26 protein-coding genes and 1 pseudogene are annotated in these 25185 nt (G+C 67.7%); 12 read left to right on the top strand and 15 right to left on the bottom strand.

What is annotated here, in order from left to right; translation table 11 throughout:
• A pseudogene (locus tag ACP7AG_RS20210) lies at positions 1-106 on the top strand (IS5/IS1182 family transposase); the annotation flags it as partial.
• A gap of 23 nt (positions 107-129) precedes the next feature.
• Here ACP7AG_RS20210 and ACP7AG_RS20205 read toward each other — a convergent pair.
• The 6 genes from ACP7AG_RS20205 to ACP7AG_RS20180 form a co-directional block, all read right to left on the bottom strand.
• Positions 130-498 carry a response regulator gene (locus ACP7AG_RS20205; RefSeq protein WP_426014398.1) on the bottom strand — a complete coding sequence of 123 codons (369 nt, stop codon included), beginning with the start codon at positions 496-498 and terminating at the stop codon, positions 130-132.
• Positions 499-501: 3 nt separating this feature from the next.
• A complete protein-coding gene (locus tag ACP7AG_RS20200; RefSeq protein WP_426033122.1) occupies positions 502-783 on the bottom strand; it encodes a hypothetical protein in 282 nt (93 codons plus the stop codon).
• 249 nt (positions 784-1032) lie between these two features.
• Positions 1033-2316, bottom strand: coding sequence for an HlyC/CorC family transporter (locus ACP7AG_RS20195; protein WP_426014741.1), 1284 nt, complete (start codon positions 2314-2316; stop codon positions 1033-1035).
• A 98-nt stretch (positions 2317-2414) separates the two neighbouring features.
• Positions 2415-4208, bottom strand: coding sequence for a hypothetical protein (locus ACP7AG_RS20190; protein WP_426033120.1), 1794 nt, complete (start codon positions 4206-4208; stop codon positions 2415-2417).
• 75 nt (positions 4209-4283) lie between these two features.
• On the bottom strand, positions 4284-5393 hold the full coding sequence (gene aroB, locus ACP7AG_RS20185; protein WP_426033118.1) for a 3-dehydroquinate synthase: 1110 nt from the start codon (positions 5391-5393) through the stop codon (positions 4284-4286).
• Positions 5390-5971, bottom strand: a complete 582-nt coding sequence (locus ACP7AG_RS20180) for a shikimate kinase (protein ID WP_426014404.1) — start codon at positions 5969-5971, stop codon at positions 5390-5392. Before ACP7AG_RS20180 ends, aroB begins: the two co-directional genes overlap by 4 nt.
• Before the next feature lie 120 nt (positions 5972-6091).
• Here ACP7AG_RS20180 and ACP7AG_RS20175 point away from each other — a divergent pair, with 120 nt between their 5' ends.
• The 3 genes from ACP7AG_RS20175 to ACP7AG_RS20165 are packed head-to-tail and all read left to right on the top strand — an operon-like array spanning position 6092 to position 8722.
• On the top strand, positions 6092-7549 hold the full coding sequence (locus ACP7AG_RS20175) for a hypothetical protein (protein WP_426033116.1): 1458 nt from the start codon (positions 6092-6094) through the stop codon (positions 7547-7549).
• Entirely contained in the window at positions 7546-8460 is a 915-nt protein-coding gene (locus ACP7AG_RS20170) for a site-specific tyrosine recombinase XerD (protein ID WP_426033114.1), read from the top strand. Before ACP7AG_RS20175 ends, ACP7AG_RS20170 begins: the two co-directional genes overlap by 4 nt.
• Positions 8461-8500: 40 nt before the next feature.
• The gene (locus ACP7AG_RS20165) at positions 8501-8722 is read left to right on the top strand and encodes an alkylphosphonate utilization protein (protein ID WP_426014409.1); all 222 of its coding nucleotides are present in this window, start codon (positions 8501-8503) and stop codon (positions 8720-8722) included.
• A gap of 15 nt (positions 8723-8737) precedes the next feature.
• Here the strand turns inward: ACP7AG_RS20165 and ACP7AG_RS20160 are convergent, their stop codons facing one another.
• Entirely contained in the window at positions 8738-9211 is a 474-nt protein-coding gene (locus ACP7AG_RS20160) for a VOC family protein (protein ID WP_426033112.1), read from the bottom strand.
• Between the two features lie 135 nt (positions 9212-9346).
• Between ACP7AG_RS20160 and ACP7AG_RS20155 the strand changes: the two genes are divergently transcribed.
• From ACP7AG_RS20155 to ACP7AG_RS20140, 4 genes are all read left to right on the top strand, one after another.
• The gene (locus tag ACP7AG_RS20155; RefSeq protein ID WP_426033110.1) at positions 9347-10486 is read left to right on the top strand and encodes an aminotransferase class I/II-fold pyridoxal phosphate-dependent enzyme; all 1140 of its coding nucleotides are present in this window, start codon (positions 9347-9349) and stop codon (positions 10484-10486) included.
• A gap of 67 nt (positions 10487-10553) precedes the next feature.
• Positions 10554-11558: an aldo/keto reductase gene (locus tag ACP7AG_RS20150; protein WP_426014417.1), complete on the top strand. Its 1005-nt coding sequence runs from the start codon at positions 10554-10556 to the stop codon at positions 11556-11558.
• A 340-nt stretch (positions 11559-11898) separates the two neighbouring features.
• On the top strand, positions 11899-12291 hold the full coding sequence (locus ACP7AG_RS20145; protein ID WP_426033108.1) for a hypothetical protein: 393 nt from the start codon (positions 11899-11901) through the stop codon (positions 12289-12291).
• An 86-nt stretch (positions 12292-12377) separates the two neighbouring features.
• A complete protein-coding gene (locus ACP7AG_RS20140; RefSeq protein WP_426033106.1) occupies positions 12378-13427 on the top strand; it encodes an HpcH/HpaI aldolase/citrate lyase family protein in 1050 nt (349 codons plus the stop codon).
• A gap of 148 nt (positions 13428-13575) precedes the next feature.
• Here ACP7AG_RS20140 and ACP7AG_RS20135 read toward each other — a convergent pair whose 3' ends face one another.
• Together ACP7AG_RS20135 and ACP7AG_RS20130 are read right to left on the bottom strand one after the other, a co-directional pair.
• Entirely contained in the window at positions 13576-13992 is a 417-nt protein-coding gene (locus tag ACP7AG_RS20135; RefSeq protein ID WP_426033104.1) for an OsmC family protein, read from the bottom strand.
• A 70-nt stretch (positions 13993-14062) separates the two neighbouring features.
• Entirely contained in the window at positions 14063-14263 is a 201-nt protein-coding gene (locus ACP7AG_RS20130) for a hypothetical protein (protein ID WP_426014426.1), read from the bottom strand.
• Positions 14264-14638: 375 nt separating this feature from the next.
• On the opposite strand from ACP7AG_RS20130, the gene ACP7AG_RS20125 reads away from it, so the two are divergent.
• The 4 genes from ACP7AG_RS20125 (at position 14639) to ACP7AG_RS20110 (ending at position 18467) form a co-directional block, all read left to right on the top strand.
• Positions 14639-15601: an acetyl-CoA carboxylase carboxyltransferase subunit alpha gene (locus ACP7AG_RS20125; protein ID WP_426014428.1), complete on the top strand. Its 963-nt coding sequence runs from the start codon at positions 14639-14641 to the stop codon at positions 15599-15601.
• A 95-nt stretch (positions 15602-15696) separates the two neighbouring features.
• On the top strand, positions 15697-15900 hold the full coding sequence (locus ACP7AG_RS20120) for a hypothetical protein (protein ID WP_426014429.1): 204 nt from the start codon (positions 15697-15699) through the stop codon (positions 15898-15900).
• Positions 15901-15984, top strand: coding sequence for a lysozyme inhibitor LprI family protein (locus ACP7AG_RS20115; protein WP_426014742.1), 84 nt, complete (start codon positions 15901-15903; stop codon positions 15982-15984). It begins immediately after the preceding gene.
• Positions 15985-16247: 263 nt separating this feature from the next.
• Positions 16248-18467 carry a putative bifunctional diguanylate cyclase/phosphodiesterase gene (locus ACP7AG_RS20110; RefSeq protein ID WP_426033102.1) on the top strand — a complete coding sequence of 740 codons (2220 nt, stop codon included), beginning with the start codon at positions 16248-16250 and terminating at the stop codon, positions 18465-18467.
• On the opposite strand, the gene ACP7AG_RS20105 is transcribed toward ACP7AG_RS20110, so the two are convergent.
• From ACP7AG_RS20105 to ACP7AG_RS20080, 6 genes are all read right to left on the bottom strand, one after another.
• Entirely contained in the window at positions 18407-18997 is a 591-nt protein-coding gene (locus ACP7AG_RS20105; RefSeq protein WP_426033100.1) for a hypothetical protein, read from the bottom strand. The two genes, ACP7AG_RS20110 and ACP7AG_RS20105, sit on opposite strands and share 61 nt — an antisense overlap.
• A complete protein-coding gene (locus ACP7AG_RS20100; RefSeq protein ID WP_426033098.1) occupies positions 18997-20244 on the bottom strand; it encodes a M48 family metallopeptidase in 1248 nt (415 codons plus the stop codon). The genes ACP7AG_RS20105 and ACP7AG_RS20100 overlap by 1 nt, the downstream gene beginning before the upstream one ends.
• Positions 20244-20939, bottom strand: coding sequence for a hypothetical protein (locus tag ACP7AG_RS20095; RefSeq protein WP_426033096.1), 696 nt, complete (start codon positions 20937-20939; stop codon positions 20244-20246). The genes ACP7AG_RS20100 and ACP7AG_RS20095 overlap by 1 nt, the downstream gene beginning before the upstream one ends.
• A gap of 51 nt (positions 20940-20990) precedes the next feature.
• Entirely contained in the window at positions 20991-22040 is a 1050-nt protein-coding gene (locus tag ACP7AG_RS20090) for a beta-eliminating lyase-related protein (RefSeq protein WP_426033094.1), read from the bottom strand.
• Positions 22041-22269: 229 nt separating this feature from the next.
• Positions 22270-23412: an epoxide hydrolase family protein gene (locus ACP7AG_RS20085; protein ID WP_426033092.1), complete on the bottom strand. Its 1143-nt coding sequence runs from the start codon at positions 23410-23412 to the stop codon at positions 22270-22272.
• A 221-nt stretch (positions 23413-23633) separates the two neighbouring features.
• Entirely contained in the window at positions 23634-24713 is a 1080-nt protein-coding gene (locus ACP7AG_RS20080; RefSeq protein ID WP_426033090.1) for a glycerophosphodiester phosphodiesterase, read from the bottom strand.
• Between the last annotated feature and the right edge of the window lie 472 nt (positions 24714-25185).

Below are 25185 nucleotides of genomic sequence, written 5' to 3'. Positions count from 1 at the left end.
CAGGCTCAAAGACTGGCGGCGCGTCGCAACCCGCTACGACAAACTCGCCGCCATCTTCGCCAGCGCCGTCTTCATCGCCGCAATCATCATCTGGTGGGCTCAATGAGTCTGGACCCTAGTCCACCTAGGCTAGACCACCTGGGCAGCCAGGCCTTCGAGCACGCGGCGCAGGTCGGCTTCGCGGAACGGCTTTTGCAGCACGGTGGCGCCCCTGTGGTCCTCCGAGAGGCCCGCCTCGCCATAACCGCTGGCGAAGGCGAACGGCACGCCGCGTTCCTTCAGGGCGTCGGCGACCGGGAAGATCGGGCGGCCGCCCAGATTGACGTCCAGCAGGGCGGCGTCGATGTCGGCGCTGGCGGCCAGGCGCAAGGCTTCTTCGAGTTCGGCGGCGGGGCCGACGACCACGCAGCCAAGGTCGCTCAGCATGTCCTCCACAAGCATGGAGACCAGAGCCTCGTCTTCAACCACCAAGACTCTAAGGGCGGCGAGGGTCTTCATTTTTCAAGGCTCCAGAGCACGGATCGGCAATATCGTGGTGCTTATGACGTCAAGGCTATCATAGGCCAGATTGATTTCAGCGGACAGTTCGCGCGCGATGCCGCTTTGCCGCCATCGGACGGCGCGACCGCAGCGCGGCGGCAGAGGGGCGCGGCGGCAGAGGGGTGCGGGGCCGCAGCGTCCGGTTTGGGTCAGGGTCAGCAAACGGCGATCCTGGATCTTCAGGGCCAGGTCACCTGTGTCCTCGATCCCGCCCCCTCGGACGTGGCCCATCGCCTTGGCCAAGCTGTCTAACCCCCATCACGCCCTGCGCATTACACCCAGCGCGCCGGTGACACATCGCCAAGGTGAAAGTTCCTTGCTGAAGTAATCCTGCGCCCGAGAAGGGCGTGAGTTTAAACGGATTCGTCGGAAAATGCTCAGGAAATCAATTAGTTAGGTATGGCATCCGACTTATGGCCCGGCGGGAGTTGCATCCCATCGAAGCATTGCTGCCGATCAGGAGAGGCAGTGAGTCAAGACCGCGACATCACTCTAGCGCACAGCGTCTTCCAAGCGACCGCTGATCCGCAGGCCGGTGACCTGGTTACGCTGACGGCGCAGCACCTGGAAGCGGTGATGATGGAAGATGAAGATCTGCCCCGGTTCGGGAATGGTTTGGGCCTCGTGGATCACCAGGCCGGCGATGGTCACGGCGTCGCCTTCCGGTAGCCGCCAATCCATGGCCCGGTTGAGGTCGCGCACCGTCACGTGGCCATCGACATGCACCGAACCGTCCGCCTGAGGACGAAGACCCTCGACCTTGGTGTCATGCTCGTCCTCGATCTCGCCGACGATCTCCTCGAGGATGTCCTCCAGGGTCACCAGGCCCTGGAGGGCGCCGTACTCGTCGACCACCAGCGCGAAATGGCTTCGGCGCTTGAGGAAGGCGTTGAGCTGGTCCTTCAGGTTCGTCGTGTCGGGGATGAACCACGGCTCGCGCTGGATCGTGGCCACGTCGATGGCGTCGATGTCGCCATTGGCGGCGGCCATGGCGCGCAGCAGGTCGCGGGCGTGCAGCACGCCGACGATGTTGTCGGCGTTGTCGCGATAGAGCGGGATGCGGGTGTGCTGGGCCTCCAGGGCCTCGGCCACCAACTCGCGGATCGGCAAGTCGGCGTCGATCAGGGTGATCGACTTGCGGTGGACCATGATCTCCGAGACGTCCATGTCCGACAGGTCCAGCACCCCGCCCAGCATCCGCCGGTCGCCGCTTTCGACCCCGCCTTCGGAGTGATGGTATTCGACCGCGCCGCGAATCTCCTCGTGGGCGGCCAGCACGTCGACCTCCATGGTCAGCTTGACGCCGAACAGCCGCAGCGTCCGCCGCACGATCCACTGGATGGCGTAGATGATCGGGCCAAACAGCCGCACCATCAGCAGGGTGGGCCCCGACAGGAAGCGCGCCACGTCGTCGGACTTCAGGATCGCCAGGGTCTTGGGCAGCACCTCGGCGAACACCAGCACCAGAACCGTCATCGCCCCGGTCGCCGCCGCCACGCCCCAGGGTCCGGGGATCGCGGCGGTCAGCACCTGGGTGGTCAGGGCCGAGGCCAGGATGTTGATCAGATTGTTGCCCAGCAGCACCGCCCCGATCATCGTCTCCTGATCGGCCAGCAGCCTGTTGACCCGCTTGGCCGGACGATCCCCCTCCCGCTCCAACTGGTGCATGCGAGCTCGCGAGGCGGCGGTCAGCGACGTCTCGGCGGCCGAAAACAGGGCTGAGATCGCCAACAGGACGACGATGATCGGCGCGAGGCCGAGTATGGCGGTGAGGATCATGCCGCCTTCCTACGCTTCCTCCGCGCAAAGCGGGAAGTAGGCTGGTGGAAATAGGCCACCAACGCGCTCGAAAGGTCTCGCCGCTGACCGGCGCCTCAGCGTCCGGAGGGCGGTCCGACAGGCGCCCAGGTCGGAGAGCCCTTCTCATAGGGTTCGTCGGTAAGGGCGTGGGCTTGCGAGCCATCGGCGCGCATGACGAAGATTTCGCCATAGGGCTGCGGGTTGGCCGGGTGAAGCAGCGCTTCGTCCTTGAATCCGCCCCGGCCGCTGGCGAAGGCGATCCACTGGCCATCGGGCGACCAGGCGCTGTGGGCGTCGTTGCCAGGCGAACGCGTGAGGCGCTTCAGGTCCGAGCCATCGGGGCGGATGGAATATATCTCGTAGTCGCCGTCGATGTCGGCGGTGAAGGCGATGACGCCGCCGGTCGGCGACCATGTGGGAAAATTGTAGTGCGCGGGCCCGCTCAGCAGCACACGGGACGCGCCGGTGTCCAGATCGAGGATATCGAGCGCCCGGACCGCGCCCGCCTGGCGATAGACGAGGTGGAGGCCATCGGGGGACCAGTCGGGGAAACCGAAATTGCCGCCGCCCTGGGTCAACATCCTGAGGCCGCCGCCCTTGGTGTCGATAACGGCGATGTCGGCCCGGGCCGGTCCTTGGAGGCCTTGGAAGAACTGGCCGAGGCCGAACGCGATCCGGTCGCCTTGGCGCGACCAGCTGGGAGCCAGCGCGCTCTTTTGGGGATCGCTGAACAGGACGGAGGCCTGGGATCCGTCGGCCCGCATTATTAGAATGCTGTTGTGCAGGATGCCCGCGGTCTTGTCGTTGCTGACCCGGCGATCGCCGGAGGGGGAATAGGACGGGAAGACGCCGACGCGTTTGAGGGCGAACCTTGGATCCAGGGAGACCCAGCGGCGATCCGGCGGCCAGGTCTTGTCCACCTCGCGGTGAAAGAGCATATGGCGGCCGTCCGCCGACCAGCTGGGGCTGTTGAACTCGCCCCGGGCGCCAGAGGGCCCGCTGATCGTCTCAACGCCGCCTTCGGGACCGCCGGTCACGTAGCCGACCTTGCCGGACGACAGCCAATGCGGCGACCATTTCTCGCCCGGGCCCGAGGTCAGCGCTTGGCGCGCGCCGGTCTCGACGTCGATCACCTCGATCTGGCTGATCCCTCGCAAACGCATGGGACTGGTGATGTTGCGCACCTCTTCGATCGTGGTCGCGTAGAAGGCCAGCTTCGCGCCATCGGGCGACCATGAGGGGCTGCCGCCGAACTGGCCGTCCTGGGTGATGCGGCGCAGGCTCGAGCCGTCGGCCTTTACGACATAGATCTCGGTTGAGTGGCGGATCGAGAAGTCACCCTTGGGCGAGCGGGGATGGCTGGACTCGCGATCCGAGGAGAAGGCCAGCCACTGCCCGTCCGGCGACCAGGACGGGCGAAAGTCGCCCGCCGGGTTGTGGGTCAGGTTGCGCACCGCCTTGCTGGCCAGGTCCAGGATCCAGATGTCGGCCTGGCCGCCACGGCTCGAAACGAAGGCCAGCGAACGGCCGTCGGGCGAAAGAGCAGCCTGGTCGTCATAGGCGGGCGAAGCGACCAGGGGTTCCAGTCCCGAGCCATCGAGATGGGCGCGGTAGATGTCCGAGGTCCCAGCCCGCCGCGACGTGAAGAGCACCCACTTTCCATCGGGCGAAAAGCTGGCGTTGGAGTCCAGTTCCGCGTCGGGCAGGAACGGCCGCGCATGGCTACCGTCCGCGTCGGCGAGGAAGATGTCGCTGTTGATCGGCGCGAAGCTGGCGAAGGCGACTTCGTACTTGGGTTCGGCCGCCCAGGCGGGCAGGGCGCTACAGGCCAGAACCATGGAAGCGACAATGCACGTGAATGTTTTCATGACCCACCTCAAAACTTTTAGGCGAGTATCGAGGAGAGATTTTGGGGAGTCCATGCGCGATAGCGCGGCGAACGCCTAAACCGAGCCTTCCTCCACGAGGAAGGCTCGCAGCGCCTCACGATCCACGTCCTTGGCCACGAACGCGTCGCCGATCGCGCGGACCAGCACGAAGGTGAGCGTCCCGCCCTGCGCCTTCTTGTCCTGGCCGCAGTGGGCGACCAGAGCGTCGGCGTCGAACGGCGCGGGGCGGATGTCGGCCAGCCTGGTCGGCAGGCCCGCCGCCTTGATCGCCGCCTCCGCGCGAACGGCGTCCTGGGTGGAGCACAGGCCCTGGCGGACCGAGAACCGGAAGGCCTGCGCCATGCCCAGGCCGACGGCCTCGCCGTGCTTGAGCCCGTCGCCAAAGCCCATCTCGGCCTCGACCGCGTGGCCGAAGGTGTGGCCGAGGTTGAGCAGGGCGCGGCGACCGGCCTCCTTCTCGTCCTCGGCGACGATCTCGGCCTTCATCTCGACCGAGCGGCCCACGGCCTTGACCAGGGCGGCGGTGTCGCGCTCGAGCACGGCCTTGACGTTAGTTTCGAGCCACTCGAAGAACGCGAAATCGCCCAGCAGGCCGTACTTGATGATCTCGGCATAGCCGCAGGCCATCTCGCGGGCGGGCAGGGTGGCCAGGATGTCGAGGTCGGCCAGCACCAGGCGCGGCTGGTGGAAGGCGCCGATCAGGTTCTTGCCGCGCGGGGTGTCGATGGCGGTCTTTCCGCCGACGGACGAATCCACTTGAGCCAGCAGGGTGGTGGGAATCTGGATGAAGTCGATGCCGCGCTTGTAGATCGCCGCCGCGAAGCCCGTCAGGTCGCCAACCACCCCTCCGCCGAATGCGATGACCATGTCGCCGCGCTCCAGGCCCAGCGCCAGCAGCCGATCGGTCAGGTCGGCCAGGCCCTCGAAGCTCTTGGTCTCCTCGCCGGGTGGCACCAGGATCACGTCGGTGGCGATGCCGGCGTGCTCGAGCGAAGCGGTCAGGCGCTCGCCATGCTGCTCGCCGACAATGGTGTCGCTGACAATGGCCACGCGAGGGCGTTTCAGCAGGGGGGCGATGTGCTCGCCGGCCTTGTCGATCAGTCCGGTTCCCACGACCACATCATAGGCGCGCGCGCCCAGGCCTACCGGAATGCTACGGATCACTGGATTTCACTTTCAGAAGATGAGGTCGGGGCCAGATGGACGTCGAGCGCCCGCAACACCGCCTCGACCGCCACGCCGTGGGCGGTGTCGCCGGGCTCGACCGTGAGGTGGGCCTCGCCATAGGCGGGGTAGCGGGCGTGGGCTTGCTCGCGCAACACCATCAGCGGGTCGCGGTTCTTGAGCAGCGGGCGGCCTTCCTTGCGGCCGATGCGGCGCGCCAGCAGCTCGAGGTCGGCCTTCAGCCAGACGGCGACGGCCTTGTCCTTGATCAGGGCGCGGGTCTCGGCGTTGGCGAAAGCCCCACCGCCAGTAGCCAGCACGTGCGGCGGCTCGTCCAGCAGTCGGGCGATCACCCGCCGCTCGCCGTCGCGGAAGGCGCCTTCGCCCATCTCGGCGAAGATCTCGGGGATCGTGCGACCTGCGGCCGCCTCGACCTCGGTGTCTGCGTCGCGGAACGGCAGCTCCAGCGCCGTGGCTAGGCGGCGACCGACGCTGGACTTGCCGACGCCCATCAGCCCGACCAGAACGATGGTCTTGTGGCGCAGATGGGCGCGGGAAGGGGCGGGTTGGTCGGTCATGCCTCCTGCCGGTTTACACGAGGCCGGGCCGCTCCGCCAAGGCTTGGGACAAGCGCGCGCCCAAGCTCGCCGCGAGGGCTAGAAGTTTCACCAGACGTCAACCTGCGGCATACTTGGCCCATGGCTTCTTCCAAGCGACTCACGACCGTCTCGGCGCTGGCTCTGGCCACGCTGTTTTCGACATCGGCCTTCGGGGCCGCCTGGGCCCAGGTCCAGGTCCAGACCCTGGCGCCGCCGGACCTGTTCTCGACCCCGGCGGGCGACACCGGGCTATCGGCCGACCTCTGGAAGGACACCGCGCCGGGCATCGCCCGCGAGGTGCTGCCCAAGCTGGCCGCCAAGCCGCTGTCGCCGGCCAGCGCGGCTCTGGCGTATCGCGTGCTGGCCACCGGCGCCAACGGTCCGGCCGAGGTCGGGAGCGAGCCGGACATGGGCGCGGCTCGCGCCATGGCCCTGATCGCCCTGGGGGATGCGGCTGGGGCCGGCGCTGTTCTCGACCGCGCCCCCGGCGTGGCCGGCAACTCAGCGCTGTCGATGGCGGCGGCCGAGGCGGCGCTGATCACCGGGGCCGACGCCAAGGCCTGCGCGGTGGGCGAGGCGCTGGGCGTCGACAGGAGCAATCCCTATTGGCTGCGGCTGCGGGCCTTCTGCCAGGCCCTGGCCGGCCAGACCGACGCGGCGCAACTGACGCTCAACCTGGCCGCTGGCCAGACCCAGGACGCCGACTACACGCGGCTGATGAACGCCCTGCTGAGCGGTTCGCCGGCCGGGGCGGCCAATTTGAGCAACGGCATAAATTACGCCCTGTCGCGCAAGCTGGGCCTGGATTTGCAAGCCGCCGCCGCGACGGCCTCACCGGCCCTGAAACCCGTGCTCAAGCCGTCAGGCGACATGGCCGCCTTGGCAAGCGGCGGCGACCTGACCGCCGCCCAGACCGCCGACGTGGCCTCGCTGCGCCAGGCCAAGGGCTTGCCGGCGTTCATCGACGCCGCCAAGGCATCGACCGCCTTGATCGCAGCCCTGGCGCGCGCCGACGCGCCGCTGGAGGACCCGGTGCTGTTCGCCAAGGCGGCCCTGGCGGCGGGAGATCTCGCCACCGCCCAGTCGATCCGTGGCAGGCTGACCCAGGACCAGATTCCTGGCGCCACCGCCACCGACCTGAGCCTGCTCGACGCCGCCCTGTCGGCGGCGGCCGGCAAGCCCAACGCCCAGATCCTTGATGGTCTGGTGGAGCGCGGCGCCCAGGCGGGCGCCAAGTCGGCTGCCCAGCCCGCCGCCCTGATCCTCGCCGCCTTGGGCGGGACGATGGGGCCCGAGGCCCGCGCCCGGTTCGCGACCTTCGATCCCGGCAAGTCCGCCGCCTCGGCCGCTCGGCTGACGGTGTTGGACGCCGCCGCCGCCGCTCATCGCCAGGGCGAGACGGCGCTGCTGGCGCTATCGGTGTCGGCTGACGCTGGCGCGAGCGGTCCTGGTCCGGTGGATCGCGCTCGCCTGGTCCGCGCCCTGGCCCAGGCCGGGCTGGACGCCGACGCCCGCGCCCTCGCGGTGGAGGGGCTGTTGGGGCTGCAGGTAAAATGAGCGCATCCGCCGCCGGCTGGATCGACGCGTTCCTTGAGATGATGGCCGTCGAGCGCGCCGCAGCCCGTAACACCCTGACCGCCTATGAGAAGGACCTGGCCGACGCGCGGGCGTTCCTGGCCTCGCGCGGCGACCTGGACGGGGCCTCGACCGAGGCGATCGAGGCCTATTTCGCCGACCTGGGCGCGCGGGGCCTCTCCCCCGCCACCGCCGCCCGTCGCCGGTCGGCCCTGCGCCAGTTCTATCGCTTCGCGCTGGGCGAGGGCTGGCGGGACGACGATCCCTCTCGCCGGGTCGAGGCCCCCAAGGCCGGACGGCCGCTGCCCAGGGTCCTGTCGCGCGACGCGGTCGAGCGGCTGATCGCGGCGGCGGCCGCCAAGGACGGCGCCCAGGGTGTGCGCCTGGCCTGCATGATCGAGCTGCTCTACGCCTCGGGCCTGCGGATCTCCGAGCTGCTGAACCTGCCCCTGGCGGCCCTGGCCCGCGACCCCGCTTTCCTGATGGTCAGGGGCAAGGGCGGCAAGGAGCGGCTGGCCCCGCTGAACGACGCCGCGCGTGCGGCCGTCAAGGCCTATCTGGAGGTTCGGGCCGGCTTTCTTCCGAAAGGCGTCAAGGACAGCCCGTGGCTGTTCGTCTCGCGCGGCAAGGGCGGCAAGCTGACAGCGCGGCGGGTGTCGCAACTGCTGGAGGACGCCGCCATCGCCGCCGGCATCGATCGCGCAGCGGTCAGCCCCCACGTCCTACGCCATGCCTTCGCCACGCACCTGCTGGAAGGCGGCGCCGACCTGCGGGTGATCCAGACCCTGCTAGGCCATGCCGACATCGCCACGACCCAGATCTACACTCACGTGGCCGGGGATCATCTGGCGGCGGTGGTGAAGAGCAAGCATCCGCTGGCAAAAAAGGGCTGAGGCGTGGTACGCCCCGCGCCTCGATCCGAAGGGGCGCCCCATGGCCGATGAAACCCGCGACAGCAACGGCGCCGTCCTCGCCGACGGCGACAACGTCACCCTGATCAAGGACCTCAAGGTCAAGGGCTCGGGTGGCGTCACCCTGAAGCGCGGAACCCTGGTCAAGAACATCCGCCTGACCGGTGACACCGACGAGATCGAGGCCAATGTCGAGAAGGTGCGCGGCCTGGTGCTGCGGGTGGAGTTCGTCAAGAAGGCCTAGGGTAAACGCTAGGGCCTACCCCTCCGCCGCCGCCTTCAACCCGGCGATGTCCAGCTTGACCATCTGCATCATCGCCGCAGCCACGCGCTGGGCCTTGGCCTTTTCGGGGCCGCCCATCAATTCCAGCAGGATATTGGGCACGACCTGCCAGGACAGGCCGTGTTTGTCCTTGGCCCAACCGCATTGCACCGCCTTGCCGCCGTCGGTGGTGAAGGCCTCCCAATAGTGATCGACCTCCGCCTGGTCTTCGCAATGGACGACGAACGACACCGCCTCGGTAAATTGGAAGTGCGGGCCGCCGTTCAGGCCGGTGAAGGCTTCGCCGTCCAGCGCGAAGCCGATCGTCATCACGCTGCCGGCCGGGCCGGGGCCGCCTTCGCCATAGCGTGAGACGCTGGTAATCTTCGAATTGGGGAAGACGGAGACATAGAAGTTGGCGGCCTCTTCGGCCTGGGTGTCGAACCACAGGAATGGGCTGATCTTCGGCATGGCGTCATCCTTCGCGGTGAGCGGATACTGGCCGCTTCAGTCGAAGGACGATCCGCCGGAAGTCATTCCGACAGGGCCAGCGCTTTTCCGCCAGCGGACGTTGTCGCGGCGGGCGCGGCGCTCTAGTTACGTTCCATGCCCCCCTCGCAAATCGAACCTTTCCACGCCATCGCCATCAGCCGCATCGCCCATCAGATGAAGGCGGCCGGGGCGTCGATCATCCACATGGAATTTGGCCAGCCCTCGACCGGCGCGCCCCGCGCGGCGATCGAGACGGCCCATCGGGTGCTCGACACCGACGGCATGGGCTATTGGGAAAGCCCGCGGCTGAAGGCGGCGATCGCCACGCGCTACGCCGAGCAGAACGGCGTCGAGGTCGATCCAGAACGGATCATCCTGACCTGTGGGGCGTCGCCCGCCCTGGTCCTGGCACTGGCGTCCAGCTTCCAGCCCGGCGACCGGGTGGCCTTGGCCCGCCCGGGCTATGTGGCCTATCGCAATACCCTGAAGGCCCTGAACCTGGTTCCGGTGGAGATCGCCTGCGGGACGGAAAGCGGCTTCCAGCTGACCGCCGCCCACCTGTCGGCGCTGGACCCGCCGCCGGCGGGTGTGATCGTCGCCAGCCCGGCCAATCCGACCGGCACCATCATCCCGGCTGATGAGTTGAAGGCCTTGGCGGCCGTTTGTCGCGCGCGCGGGATCGCGGTGATCTCCGACGAGATCTATCACGGCCTCAGCTATGGCGAGGCGGCCCGCTCGATGCTGGAGTTCGAGCCCCAGGCCCTGATCGTCAACAGCTTCTCCAAGTATTTCAGCATGGCCGGGTGGCGGCTGGGTTGGCTGGTCGCGCCGCCGCAGGGGATCGCCCGGGCTCGAGCCTTCATGGGCAATCTGTTCCTCACCCCGCCGTCGCTGAGCCAGCACGCCGGCCTCGTAGCCATGGATTGCATCGACGAACTGGAAGGCCATCGCGACGTCTATCGCGCCAACCGTCAGTTGCTGCTTGACGCCTTGCCGGCCCTCGGCCTGGCCTCGATCGCCCCGCCGGACGGGGCCTTCTACATCTATGCCGACATCGGACACCTGACGCACGACAGCCTGGCCTTTTGCGAGGCCCTGCTGCGCGACACTGGCGTGGCCACCGCGCCGGGCGTCGATTTCGACCCAGTCGACGGCGGTCGCTTCATCCGCTTCAGCTTCGCGGTCTCGACCGCCGAGGTGGAGGAGGCGTTGCGGCGGATCATCCCGTGGTTTCAGGCGAGGGAAGCCATCTAGAAGCCCTCTGGGAGAGGGCTGATCGCGTGCCTATATGCTGCAGATACATACCAAACGGAGCTCCCCCATGAAGACGCGCAAACTCGGCGACGGCCTGGAAGTCTCGGCGATCGGCCTGGGCTGCATGGGGATGAGCTGGGCCTATGGCCCCGCGCCCGACAAGGCCGAGACCTTCAAGGTGCTGGCCCGCGCCGTTGAGCTGGGCGTCACCTTCTTCGACACCGCCGAGGTCTATGGTCCCTATGTCAACGAGGAGCTGGTCGGCGAGGGGCTGAAGCCGTTCCGTGACAAGGTCGTGATCGCCACCAAGTTCGGCTTCGACATCGCCCCGCCCGAAGCGGCCAACGGCACCAGCCGGATGGTCGGCGTCAACAGCCGGCCAGAGCACATCCGCGCCGTGGCCGAGGCCTCGCTGAAGCGTCTCGGCGTCGAGGTGATCGATCTGTTCTACCAGCACCGCGTCGATCCGAACGTGCCGATCGAGGACGTGGCCGGGGTGGTCAAGGACCTGATCGCCGAGGGCAAGGTCAAGCATTTCGGCCTGTCGGAGGCGGGTCCCGAGACCATCCGCAAGGCCCACGCCGTCCAACCCGTGGCGGCTCTGCAGAGCGAATACTCCCTGTGGACCCGCGATCTGGAGAAGGCGACCCTGCCGCTGATCCGGGAACTGGGCATTGGCCTGGTGCCCTACAGCCCGCTAGGTCGGGGCTTTCTGACCGGGACGCTGACCAGCGACGCGGGCCTGGCCAAGGACGACTTCCGCCGCGGCTTGCCGCGCTTCCAGGGCGAGGCCCTGACCAAGAACCTGTCGCTGGTCGAGGCCCTGACCGCCTTGGCGACCGAGAAGGGCGTCACCTCGGCCCAACTGGCCCTGGCCTGGATTCTCCACCAGGGGGACAATATCGCCCCGATCCCCGGCACGACCAAGGCCTCGCGCGTCGAGGAAAATGTCGGCGCGGCGGATGTCGTGCTGTCGGCCGACGATCTCGCCCGGATCGCGGCGGCGGTGCCAGAGACGCAGATCGAGGGCGCGCGCTATTCCAAGGCCGGGCTGGCGATGGTGGGGCGGTAAAAAGACTAGGCCTTTCCCTCCCCAAAGCGGGGAGGGAAAGGGGCTTTGGGATCTTGGTCGCTTCGCGCCGGCCGAAGGACCAAGACCGCCGCCGTATCGCGCAACGACGCCGCCGAGGATCTCAAACGTGAGGGTTCCGAGGAACCGCCGCCGCCGGTGCAGGGGCCGCCGGCCAAGCCGGCCTGAGGGCGTTTGAGCCGCTTTCCTGACCGCTCGCTCTGAGGTAGAGATTAGAGCCGTATCGGGGGACTTGATTATGCAAGATTTTGCGAAGCGTTACAGCGTCGGGATTGGCCTCCTTCTCGCGCTTGCTGCGGGTCCAGCCTTGGCCGCGCGGCCCATGATGATTCACGTCAAGCCTGGGGCGAGCTATGACGGGACGGTCGCTGACTATAAGGTCTGCAACAAGGCGTTCGTGGACCCGACGGCGCGCCCACCGATGGTTCCGTTGCGCGCACCGCTCGCCGCCCAGGCGGGCGCGGCCGCTGCGACGGGCTTCATGCAAGGCTATATGGAAGCCAAGGCTCGGGCTGAATATGTCGATACGTGCATGTCGGCCCTTGGCTACACCAAGATCGACATGACGCCTGGGGAGCGCGCGGCCGTGAAGGGTCTCAAGGGCGAACCCGCAAAAAAGACTTGGTTCGACGCGTTCTTCAACACGGACCTGAGCGCGCGCATCGCGGCCGTATCAACGGCGACGAGCGTCGAAGGACCTCCTCCTAAGCCCTGACCCATGCGTCAGTCTTGACCCCGCTACCGCGCCGCCGCAATCTTCTCGCAACTGCGAAATAAGAACACGACGCCGGGAGCACGCGCATGAAGACCCCCAGAGGCTTTTTCAAACCCCTGGCCATCGGCGCCCCCACGCCTTGGCGCGAGCCACCCGCGCGGGTGGAGCGGATGATCCATTTCGTGCCGCCGCACCTGGACAAGGTCCGCGCCAAGATCCCCGAGATCGCCTTGAGCGTCGATGTCATCCTGGCCAATCTGGAGGACGCCATCCCCGCTGACGCCAAGCGCGCGGCCCTGGCTGGAACCATCGAGCTGGCCCGCGCCACCGATTTCAAGGCCCTGGGCGTGGGCCTGTGGGTCCGGATCAACTGCCTCAACTCACCCTGGCACCTCGACGAGGTGGCCACCCTGGTCGAGAAGGCCGGAAACCAGATCGACGTGATCATGGTCCCCAAGGTCGAGGGGCCGTGGGACATCTTCTACATGGACCAGTTGCTGGCCTCGCTGGAGGCCAAGCATGGGGTGACCCGGCCGATCCTGCTGCACGCCATCCTGGAGACTGCCGAGGGGGTGATGAATGTCGAGCAGATCGCCGGGGCCAGCTCGCGCATGCAGGGCATCAGCCTGGGCCCGGCCGACCTGGCCGCCAGCCGGGCCATGAAGACCACGCGGGTGGGCGGGGGACATCCCGGCTACCGCGTCATCGAGGATCCGCACACCGACGGGTCGCCCCGCGTCTCGGTGCAGCAGGACCTGTGGCACTACACCTTCGCCAAGATGGTCGACGCCTGCGCGGCCCATGGCATCAAGCCGTTCTACGGTCCGTTCGGGGCCATCGACGATCCCGTGGCCTGCGAGCAGCAGTTCCGCAACGCCTTCCTGATGGGCTGCGCCGGCGCCTGGAGCCTGCATCCCAGCCAGATCGACATCGCCAAGCGGGTGTTCTCGCCGGCGCCGGACGAGGTGGCTTTTGCTCGCCGCATCCTGGAGGCCATGCCCGACGGCACGGGCGTGGCGATGCTGGACGGCAAGATGCAGGACGACGCGACCTGGAAACAGGCCAAGGTCATGGTCGATTGCGCCCGGCAGATCGCGGGGAAGGATGCGGAGTATGCGGCGCTGTATGGGTTCTGAGGCTCACCCACTTGCCCCCACCTGACCGCTTCGCGGTCTGTCCGCGCCCATAGGGGGCGGAGCTCGCAAGGCGCCGGCGGCGGGGCTCTTCCCCCTCTGGGGGAAGACGATCGCAAAGCGATCCGTAGGGGGCAAGTGTTCGCTAAACCTACGCTAGCCGCGTCTCGATCTTCGACCCCGCCGTCAGCATCTTGTGCACGGGGCACTGCTCGGCGATCTCTATCAGCCGCGCGCGTTGGGCTTCGTCCAAGTCGCCCCCCAAGGTGACTTCGCGATCGAAGATGTCGGCGGGCAAGGCCGTCACGTCTCGCCGCCAGGTCACCGCCACATGCACCGCGCCCAACGGCCAGGCCTTGCGCCTGGCGTAAAGCCGCAGCGTCTGGGTGGTGCAGGCCGCCAGGCCGGCGGCCAACAGGTCGTGGGGGTTGGGGCCCAGGTCCAGGCCGCCTTGCGAGGGCGACAGGTCGCCGACGAACCGGGCGGGGCCGGCGCTGATCAGGATCTGGACGCCGCCATGGCCGCTGTCATCGACGACGGCGGAGGGGCGGGCGGGCTCGATGGTCATGGCGCGGACTCCGAATAGCGACCGAATTTGCTACCGTAAAGCGCGGCCGTCTTGCACGGTTTTATCGAGCTTAGGCCGCCGCCCGCTGGGCCGACGTCACGTCGAACAGGCGTGTCGCGCCGCGCCAGACCTCGATGGTGTCGCAGCCGCGGTGCACGCCGACCAGGTCTTCGGCGCGGCGACGCGCGGCGGCGTCGTCAAGGCAGGGGGTGACATCGAAGCGTGGCACCGAGCCATCCGGCTCGACACAGAAGAAAGTGAACACCTGCATGGGAACGTCCGTTCGCATCAGGCGGGACCGGGTCCATATTCGATGGGCGGGGCCGCGGGCGTCGGCTGTTTTCTGAGCCGACCGGTGGGATATAGGCGATAGTCCCGTCTCCCGCCAGGGATCATGGGTTTCGAAACGGGACTCTCCTGGGAGGCGAATCCCCAGGACTCAAAAGGGTTCCGGCTGAGTGACGGTGTCGCTGCGACGACGAGTCGCAGGCCGAGGTCTCCGCCAAACCTTCCTAAACAAGCAATGAGTCCCGCTTGAGTCGGAGGTTGGGCGAATTAGGACCTGGGCGCCGCCAAAACCGGTTCCGTTTTGCGTCTTCGCGCTCTAGGTTCGCCACCTTTCCGCAACGGCGACGTTAAGAGACTCATGGCCGCGCATTATCTCGACTTCGAGCGACCCATCGCCGATCTGGAAAGCAAGATCGAGGAGCTGTCCAAGCTCTCCGAAACGGCTGGTCCCGGCGCGTTCGACGGCGAGATCCAGGCCCTGCGCGATCGCGCCCAGCAGATGCGCAAGGAGGCCTATGCCGGCCTTGACGCCTGGCAGAAGACCATGGTCGCCCGCCATCCCGAGCGCCCGCACCTGAAGGACTATATCGCCGGCCTGATCGACCAGTTCGTCGAGCTGCGCGGCGACCGCAAATTCGCCGACGACCAGGCCATCGTCGGCGGCCTGGGCCGGTTCCGCGGCATCCCGGTTGTGGTCATGGGCCACGAGAAGGGCCACGACACCACCACCCGCCTGAAGCACAATTTCGGCATGGCCCGCCCCGAGGGCTACCGTAAGGCCGTGCGGCTGATGGACATGGCCGAGCGCTTCAACCTGCCGGTCATCACCTTCGTCGACACCGCCGGCGCCTATCCGGGCCTGGGCGCCGAGGAACGCGGCCAAGCCGAGGCCATCGCCCGCTCGACCGAGCGTGGCCTGGTGCTGGGCACGCCGATGATCGCCACCATCGTCGGCGAAGGCGGCAGCGGCGGGGCCATCGCCCTGGCCGGCGCCAACAAGGTGCTGATCCTCGAGCACTCGATCTATTCGGTGATCTCGCCGGAAGGCGCGGCCTCGATCCTGTGGCGCGACGGCGCCCGGGCCAAGGACGCCGCCGCCAACATGAAGATCACCGCCCAGGACCTGATCGGCCTGAAGATCGTCGACCGAATCGTCGAGGAACCGGCCGGCGGGGCCCATTCCGATCCCTCCGCCGCCATCGAAGCGGTGGGCGACGCGGTCGAGGACGAACTGAAGGCCCTGATGAAGCTGTCGGCCGCCGAGCTGAAGAAACAGCGCGCGGCGCGGTTCTACGCCATTGGGCGCGAAGGGCTGCAGTAGGTTCGGGACCCGCCGCCGGCCTCGAAAATCGATGTTCGCTGGCGTGCGACCGGAAGTCCTCTAAGGCGGCGCTCCAGGGTGGAGCTTACTCGATAATGCACTTTCTCGTCGTCGCGACCGTCCTGCTCCTGGCCGCCGCGCCTATCGTCCAGGCCAGGCCAGCGCCGGCCAAGCGCCCCTCGGCGGTGGATCACTGCCTGGAACCGGGACCCAATATCGCCGTCTTGAACTGCGTTTCCTACCTCGCCGACGTCCAGGACGGGCGTCTCAACCGGTCCTACAAGGCCGCCATTGCGTGATTGAAAAGGCCGGAGCAGAAGGCCGCATTGAGGTCCGCCCAACGCGGCTGGATCGCGTCCCGCGACGCCGAATGCTTGCCCTAAGCCGATGAGTCGGAGTTCGGCCAGCAGGGCAAGATCGACGCCGAGGTCTGCGTGCTGGACCAGACCCGCCAGCGCGCTGGCGAACTTGAGCGCTATCGATAGCGGATAGCGGCCGCCAGGGGGTAAAAGACGCCTGCGGTAAACACCCCGGCAAGCACTGTGACGTCACCGTGAAGTTTTCACGAAATAGCAGCGCTTCAGCGTTCAGGTTAGCACACCGTTAGCCGAGAAATGGTCCCTCCACCGAATAGTGGAGGCGTATCATGTTCACCTTGCGAGACACCGTTTCATCCCTCGCGCCCGCACGGGCCGAGGACCTGGGCAAAACGCTGTATGACCGATTCCGCGAAGAGCCCGACACACTGATCGTGCCGGTGCTCGACGATGAAGACCGGCCCATCGGTCTCGTGGAGCGCAACGCCTTTTTCCTGCGCATGGCCGCCGAATATGGCCGCGCCCTCTACGCCAATCGGCCGATCTCGGTGTTGATGGACGCCCAGCCCCTGGTGGTCGAGGCCGATGTCGAGCTGGCGGCCTTCACCAGCGACAGCCTGTCCTATCGGGCGTCCGACCTGCTGCGCGGCTTCATCGTCACCGACGGCGGGCGCTATCTGGGGGTCGGCACGGTGCTGGGTCTGCTGCAGGCCGCCAACGAGACCAACCGCCGGGGCGTCGAGGCCCTTGCCGCCGCCAAGGCCGCCGCCGACCAGGCCCACACCTTCATGACGGCGGTGGTCGAGGCCATACCCTCGATGGTGTTCGTCAAGCGGGCCGACGACCATGCCTATGTCCTGCTCAACCGGGCCGGCGAGAAGATGCTCGGCCACCCCCGCGCCGAGATGATCGGCCGCACCGACGCCGACTTCTATCCGCCCGAGCAAGCGGCGATCTACCGGGCGCGCGACGCCGAGGTGATCTCGTCGGGCGAGGTGCGGGTGATCGAGGAAGACCACGTGCCGCGCAAGGACGGCTCCATCGCCCTGCTGCGCACCAAGAAGATCGCCATCATCGGCCCCGACGGCCAGGCCGAATATCTGCTGGGCGTCTCCGAGGACATCGCCGAGCGCAAGCGAGCCGAGGCTCAGATCGCCCGTTTGGCCCATTATGACCCGCTGACCGACCTGCCCAACCGCCTGCTATTTCAGAAGGACCTGTCGGCGGCCCTGGCCCGGGCCGCGCGGCGCGAGGAACTGGTGGCGGTGCACTGCGTCGACCTGGACCGCTTCAAGACCGTTAACGACACCCTCGGCCATCCGATCGGCGACGCCCTGCTGAAGACCGCCGCTGAGCGTCTGCGGGCTTGCGTGCGCGAGGGCGACACCGTCGCGCGGCTGGGCGGCGACGAGTTCGCGGTGGTGCAGACCGGTTTGACCGACCTGTCCGGCGCCACGCGTCTGGCTAGCCGGATCGTCGAGGCTCTGGCCGAGACCTTCGACCTGCAGGGCCACCAGGTGATGATCGGCGGCAGCGTCGGGGTGGCCATATCGCCTACGGACGGGGCGGGCGCCGATGAGTTGCTGAAAAAGGCCGACATGGCGCTGTACCGCGCCAAGGCCGACGGGCGTGGGACCTTCCACTTCTTTGAACGGGCGATGGACGAACAGCTCCAGGCCCGCCGCGCCCTCGAGCTCGACCTCCGCCTGGCCCTGGTCGAAGGCCAGTTCGAACTCTATTACCAGCCGCTGTTCAGCCTCGGCGCCGACCGGGTGATGGGCTGCGAGGCGCTGCTGCGCTGGAACCATCCGACGCGTGGCATGGTCTCGCCGGGCGACTTTATCCCGCTCGCCGAGGAGATCGGCCTGATCAACCCGCTGGGCGAATGGGTGCTGCGCGAGGCCTGCCGCGAGGCGGCCGGCTGGCCCGACCATGTGCGCCTGGCGGTCAATCTGTCGCCGTCGCAGTTTCGCGACAAGCAGTTGGTGAGAACCGTGGTCTCGGCCCTGGCCGCCTCGGGGCTGCCCGCCGAGCGACTGGAGCTGGAGATCACCGAGTCTGTGCTGTTGCACAACACCGCCGGCAACATGTCGATCCTGCATGACCTCAAGACCCTGGGCGTGCGGATCTCGATGGACGACTTCGGCACCGGCTATTCCAGCCTGAGCTATCTGCGCAGCTTTCCGTTCGACAAGATCAAGATCGACCAGACCTTCGTGCGCGACATCCTCGAGGATCCCGACGCCCTGGCGATCATCAAGGCGGTGCTGGACCTGGGCGCCAGCCTGGGCATCACCACCACGGCCGAGGGCGTCGAGACGGTGGAGCAGCTGGACGAGCTGCGCCGCCAGGGCTGCGGCGAGATCCAGGGCTATTTCATCAGCCGTCCCAAGCCGGCGGCGCAGATCGCCGCGATGCTGGGGGCGACCGGGGCCACCCAGGGCGGCCCTATCCTGACCTTCGCGCCTCAGGGGAAGGCTGGGCCGCCTCAGGCTGCGGGCTTCACCGAGCCGATGACCGTTTCCACCTCAGGCAGCTCCGCCGCGTAATAGTGTTCGGTCGGGGCGATGTAGAGCACCACATAGAGCCTGCCGGCGGCCTGGGCGACCAGGGCGGTGGCCGAGACGTCCAAGCCCTCCTTCGACTTGGCCTTGATGTCGAACCGCACCGCGTCGCTCGCGCCGAACTTGGCCGGCCGCAGATTGTCGGTCTCGACCCGCTGATAGTCGAGGGCCGAGACGCTGTCGGTGACGAACTCGACCAGTTCGTTGGGCGACATGCCAGCCCGATAGGTTGGGGTCGGGCGCTCCTTGGCCATCGGCTTGACCATGAATTCGCCGGGGGCCAGGCCGTCGGTGACATAGAGGCGGTTTAGCAGCGGCCCGTCCATCGACAGCAGACGCACCTTGGCGGGCCGCTGGAACATGATGGCGCTGATATCGGACCACTCATGGCCCAGGGTCACTTGGGCCGCGCCGACCTTGTAGGGCCCGGCCGGGGCTGCAGTGATGCTGACGCAGGCCGACAGCGCCAGGGCGGCGCAGACGGCCAGCAGCGGACGCGCGGACGAGGTGTTCATCAGATGGCTCCTTCGGTCAGTTTCTTCAGGCCGGCCTCGACCATCCAGCGGTCCTGGGCGTCGGGCGTTCGGACCAGATAGGTCTCATAAGCGGTCTTTGCGGCGGGTTTGTCGCCGGCCTGGGCGGCCAGATCACCCAACACGCGCCAGGTGGCGCTGGGCGCGTCGGGATAGGCCGCCGCCGCCGCATAGGCCTCTCGCGCCTTGGCCAGGTCGCCGTCGCCGCGCCGCTGGCGATAGGCCTCGGCGCGGTAATAGGCCAGCAGGCCCCGGTCCTCGCCCAGGCTGTCCAGACGCTCGATCACGGCCAGCGTCTCGCCATAGTCGCGGCGGCGGAGGTCGTCCTTCAGCCAGCCGGCCAGGTGCGGTCGGATCACGGCGCGATAGACGTGGCGGTCGCCGGCCTTGGCGGGTGGCGCTGCCTTGGCCAGGCTCTCCAGGACCTGCACGCGGTCGGTGCTCAGTGCGTGGGTGCTGAAGATGCTGGCGCGGGCCTGGGCGGCGCGCACCTTGGCGAAGCTGGAGGCCTGGGTCTCTGCAATCTGGCCTCGCCAGATCGAGACGGCCGCAGCGGGCTCGTAGCCGGCCTTGATCATGCGTTGGAAGCCCAGGGCGTCGGCCTGGCTCTCGTTGTCGCGCGAGTAGCTGAAATAGCCGGCGATGGCCCCCAGATAGATGATATCGCTCACCGAACTGGCGGTGCGCATGATGTCGTTGGCGCTCTGGGCCGAGCCGGAGTTAACCGCCGCGCCCATCGCCACCACGCCGACCACGGCCTGCAGCACCATGGCGTTGGCGGCCCGCGACTTCATCGCCCGCCAGGACTCCACGGAATGGTTCTCGGCGAAGTGACTGATCTCGTGACCCAGCACGAAGGCCAGCTCGTCTTCGGTCTGGGCGCGTAGCAGCAGGCCCGACCACACCTCGCTATAGCCGTTGGGGGCCATGCTGGCGTTGAAGAACGGACGGTCCATCACATAGACCCGCACCTCGTCGCAATAGTCGCTGGCCAGCTTGCAGGTCAGGCCAGTGACATAGGCGTTGAGCGCCGGGTCGCGATTGCGCTCGGGCGAGGTCTTGGCCTTGAGTTCGGTCTTTTCCGAGATCGACCAGATGCCGCCCTCGTCGGTATTTTCGGCGGGGCGAAGATGCGGCGCGCGCGGCTGGGCCTGGACGGGCGCGACCATCAGGGTCGCGGACGCGATCAGAGCCGTCACGCCCGCTGAGCGGCGGGCGAGGCGAGCCATCAGAGCGGCGCGTTCTTCAGCAGGGCCTGGGCGAAGGTCTTGGCGCCTTCGGGCGTGCGCATGTCGCAGTCCGCGCCGGCCACCGCGAAATTGTACCAGACGATCCGGCCAGTCTTCAGATCGACCAACGAGACGAAGGCGGTCTGCTGGGCGGTCGGCAGGCTGACGCCGAGCAGGGCCATGCCCACCATCGCCGCCTTGCGGCCACCGCTCGAATAGGCGCCGCGGCTGAAGGTGAAAAGAGCGTAGTCGGCGTCATAGGCTTGGCCCAGCGCCTGGGCGCCTTCGCCCAGAGTCCAATCGAAGCCATTCTTGGTCGGCAGCTTGCAGAGGCCGTAGTCGAAACCCTGGATCGAGGTCCCGACCGCTTCGTTCAGGCGCAGCAGTTGGGCCACTCTGGGCTCCTCGACCGCAGCCGGATCCAGTTCGCGCAGCGTCAGGGCCTTGCCGCTAACGGCGGATTTCAGCTCGCCGCGCACGTTGTCGCGCGCCGACTTGGACCAGTCAGCCCGGGCCTCGGAAAGCCCGGTGACGGTCAGCAGCGACAGCTCGATATCGGGTTGGACGATCAGCACCTTGGCGCCCGCAGGCGGCTTGCCCGCCGTCTTGGCCGAATCGGCCAGGCGGGTGTTGGTGGTGGTGCAGGCTGCCAGAAACAGGCACGCCACGATGGCGAGATGACGCAAATTGAACACAGAAAACCCCCGTTTTCCCCATCCACGCTCACTCTGTGGATGTAAACACGCTTAGCGTGACTGTGCGGGTTCGTCGAGCGCGATTTTCTGCAAGGCCTCGCCCAGTTCCTCGACCATCTCCGGCGTTGTCGCCCAGGAGCACATGAACCGCGCCGTGCCGTCGAGGAAGCGGTAGACGAACCAGCCCCGGCCCCGCAGCCGCTCCAGGGCCGCGTCGTCCATATCGACGAACAGGCCGTTGGCCTCGACCGGGTGGCGCAGTGGGAAGGGCATCAGGTCCGCAAGCTTGCGCGCCATGGCGTTGGCGTGGGCCGCCCGCGCCGCCCACGGGCCGCCGTCATTGTCCTCGCCTAGCAGGCCCAGCCAGGGGGCCGACAGGAACCGGCCCTTGGAGACCAGTTGGCCGGCGTGCTTGAGGCGGGCATCGAGCCGGCGGTGCAGGTCCTTGTCGAGGAAGACCACGGCCTCGGTCGGCGTCGAGCCGGCCTTGGTGCCGCCAATCACCAGGATATCGACGCCGATCTTGGCCACCCGCTTGAGGTCAAAACCCGCCGCCACGGCGTTGGCCAGGCGAGCGCCGTCGAGGTGTACGCCGTATCCCTGGGCCTTGGCCGGGGCGATCAGGGCGGCCAGGTCGTCGGCGCCATAGACCGTGCCATATTCGGTGGCGTTGGTCAGGGACAGGGCTGCGGCCGGTTGGCGGTAGGAGACGTCGGGTTCGGCCAGGGCCGCTTCCAGCGCCGGCAGTTCGATCTTGCCCGAGGCGCCGGGCAGGCCGATCAGGCCGACGCCCTGGCCGAAGAAGCCGGGAGCGCCGGTTTCGTCGGTGCAGATGTGGGCGTGCTCGTGGGCCAGCACCGCCTCATGCGGACGCGCCAGGCAGGTCAGGGCGAAAGCGTTGGCCGCCGTGCCCGAGGCGGTGAACCGCACCTCGGCGTCGCTGTCGAGCAGGGCGCGAATGCGATCGGCCGCCGCAGCGCTGACATGGTCGGTCCCATAGCCGGAGGCGGTTCCGGCATTGGCGGCGACCAGGGCCTCCATCACCTCGGGCATGGCGCCCGCGACATTGTCGGAGGCGAAGTCGTAGCGGGCTTGGCTCATGGGATTGCGATAGGGCGGGTTCGGCGGCCCGGCAAGACCCCTCTCGCTCGCCACCAACCTACCCGGAGTGGCCTTCGCCTTTCACCCAAAGCGGTTGTCATCCCGGACAAGGCCCAACGGGCCGCAGATCCGGGACCGACCCGTGAACGCAGGCGCTTCCGGCGGTCCCGGATCTGCGGCCCGTTGGGCCTTGTCCGGGATGACAAACTTTGTTGGTTGTCTAGCGAGGTCAGCCCACGGCGCGCGCCCAGGCCCGGACCTCGTCGACGAACAGTCCAGGCTCTTCCATCGCCGCGAAATGGCCGCCGCGCGGCAGTTCGGTCCAGCGGGTGATGGTGTAGGCCCGGTCGGCCCAAGTGCGCGGCGGAGCCTGGTAGAGCACCTCGCCCGGGAAGTTGGCGAAGGCGGTGGGGGTCTCGCAGCGCACGCCCTCGGGCAGGGTGATCCCGCCCTCCTCCATCAGGCCGCGATAGTACCAGGCCCCGGTCGTGAAGCTGCCGGTCATCACGTAGATCATCAGGTTGGTCAGCAGCTGGTCGCGGCTGAACACCTGCTCGAACGACTTTCCGGACAGGTCGGCCCAATCGTGGAAGCGTTCCAGTATCCAGGCGGCCTGGCCCACCGGGTTGCTGGCTCCCAGCCAGGCCAGGGACTGCGGCTTGGAGACCTGCAGGCGCAGATAGGCGCCCATCATGTCCATGGCGAAGGCGGTGCGCTGCACCCAGGCGACCTCGGCCTCGCCCTGGGGCGGACCAGCGGGGCGAAAGCCGATCATGTTCAGGTGGATGGCCTTGACGTGGGCGGCGTGGTCCAGCCCCAGCCACGAGGTGATCAGCCCACCCCAATCGCCGCCCTGGGCGAGGTAGCGGTCATAGCCGAGCACGTCGGTCATCAGGCTGTTGAAGAGGCGCGCGGTGGTCCGCTGGCCGATCGGCTTGGCGGGCTTGGACGAGAAGCCAAAGCCCGGCAGGGACGGGATCACCAGGTCGAAGGCGTCGGCCGGATCGCCGCCATGGCGCGACGGGAAGGCCAGGGGCTCGATGGCCGCCCAGAACTCGTAGTGGCTGCCCGGCCAACCGTGGCTGAGCAGCAGCGGGCGCTTGCCTTGGGCTTCGCCGACCACGTGGACGAAGTGCAGGTCGAAATCCTCGACCCGGGCGGTGAACTGCGGGAATCGGTTGAGCTGCGCCATGGCGGCGGCGACGTCGAAGCCGTCGGTCCAATAGGCAGTGATCTCTTTGAGGAATTGGGCGTCGCACCCGTGGTTCCAGCCACCGCCCTCCGGCGCGGCCGGGAACTCATAGGCCCGGACCTGGTCCAGGACCTTGCCGATCGCGGCGTCGCTCCAGGCGACCTTAAAGGGCTGCGGCATCACGTCCTCCCGTCTGTTTTCAAGAAGGTGCTGCGGGTGACGTGGGGGGCGTCAAGCGCTCCCCCAAAACTCCGCTCATGCCGACTTTCGCTCGGGACTTCGTGCGTCTGACGCCGGACGTCTGACGCTGGAGGCCGGCGAGCGCGAGCTCGGCGCTAAGCGCGCACGCTGCACCGGTGACGGCGGCGCCGCAAACGTTCGGCTCCGTCCGATCCGCCTTCCTAGCCCCGCGCGGCGACCGCCAGGCCGGGGAAGTCGCTGAACACCCCGTCGACGCCGGCGGCGTATAGCGCCTTGAACACCTTCGAGACCTCGCCCGGTTGGGCCAGATAGTCGGCTGCGGCCGGGTCGCCCCGGCGCAAGGACGCCGGCAGGAAGTAGTTCTCGGCCCGGACCGTCCAGGGGTGGACCACCAGGCCGGCGGCGTGGGCGTCCTTCACCAGGCTGGTGGCCGGCAGCAGGGTGTCGGCGTCCTGCGGGATGATCTGGGTCTTCTCCGCGCCCAGGCCGTCGGCATAGAGCGCCACACCTTTCAGGCCCTCGGGGCTGCAAAGCTGGGCGTAGGTGACGTTGGGCAGGTCGGCCGGACCGCCTTGACCCGCCGTCAGCAGCACCAGTCGTGCCTTGGTCTTGCCCCGGATGGCCTTCAACGGCCCAACCTCGAAGCACTGGACGAAGACCGGCGCAGTGGCTGAGTTCAGGTCATGGGCCTTGAGCAGGGCGACCAGGCGATCCTCGACCGGCAGGCCGATGCCGGCGAAATAGGTCGGATGCTTCATCTCGGGATAGACGCCGATCGTTCGCCCCGAGCGCTGGCTGCCCGCCTTGGCGATGGCCACCACCTCGTCGAAGGTCAGAAGCTGGGCCTGGCCGTCATATCTGGTATTGCCGGGACGAAGTTGCGGCAGGCGCTCGCGGGCCCGCAGCGCCTTGATCTCGACCAGGGTGAAGTCCTCGGTGAACCAGCCGGTGATCTGTTGGCCGTCGATGGTCTTGGTGGCCTTGCGGCCGGCGAATTCCGGATGGCTGGCGACGTCGGTGGTTCCGCCGATCTCGTTCTCATGCCGGGCGATCAGGTGGCCGTCCTTCGTCGGGACCAGGTCGGGCTCGATGAAGTCGCAGCCCTGGTCGATGGCCAGGTCGTAGGCCAGGGCGGTGTGTTCCGGCCTCAGGCCCGACGCGCCGCGATGAGCGATGACGATCGGCTTTCTGGGCGCGGCGAAGCTCATGGCGGGGATCAGGGCGCCAGCCAGGGCGGCGGTCGTGAGGGCGCGGCGGGTCAGCAAGGTCATGGTCGCCATCTAGCGCGCCGATGTGACGTTTTGACCAGAGCCGCGCCATCGATCCGGCGCACGCCAGCGGCCGAAATCTTTTTCTGCGGACGCCGCATCCGGGGCGCGGGCTAGCGCGCAGCTGCGGTCGATAGGCCCGACCAGTACGGCTTTCCGGGTCATCGTCCGTGAGCCCGCCGCCCCGTCCCCCACCAGACCGGCGGGCGAGCCTGGACCCTTCCGCCTCCTCATCCCCCCGTCGGAGGCGGGAGGGCCTTGCGCTCAAGAGCATTTTTCGAGCGGAAGTGGTTCCTGTTCGCGTGAAGAAAAATGCGTCAAAACAAAAGATTAGAGCTCACACCCCGACGCAGTCAGGTCGGGAGATGCTCTAGGGTCAAAACCCAATCAAGGTATTGATTGAGCATTCTTGCTGTGATTCACTCTTTGGAACGGAGGTGGATCATGGCTGGAGAGTTCTGGTTATCGGATCGGCAGTGGGCGG

The organism is Caulobacter sp. DWP3-1-3b2 (genome assembly GCF_049896325.1).
GTDB lineage: Bacteria > Pseudomonadota > Alphaproteobacteria > Caulobacterales > Caulobacteraceae > Caulobacter.
Note: the sequence above shows the minus strand (reverse complement) of the source record. Positions and strands in the feature narration are given on the sequence as shown.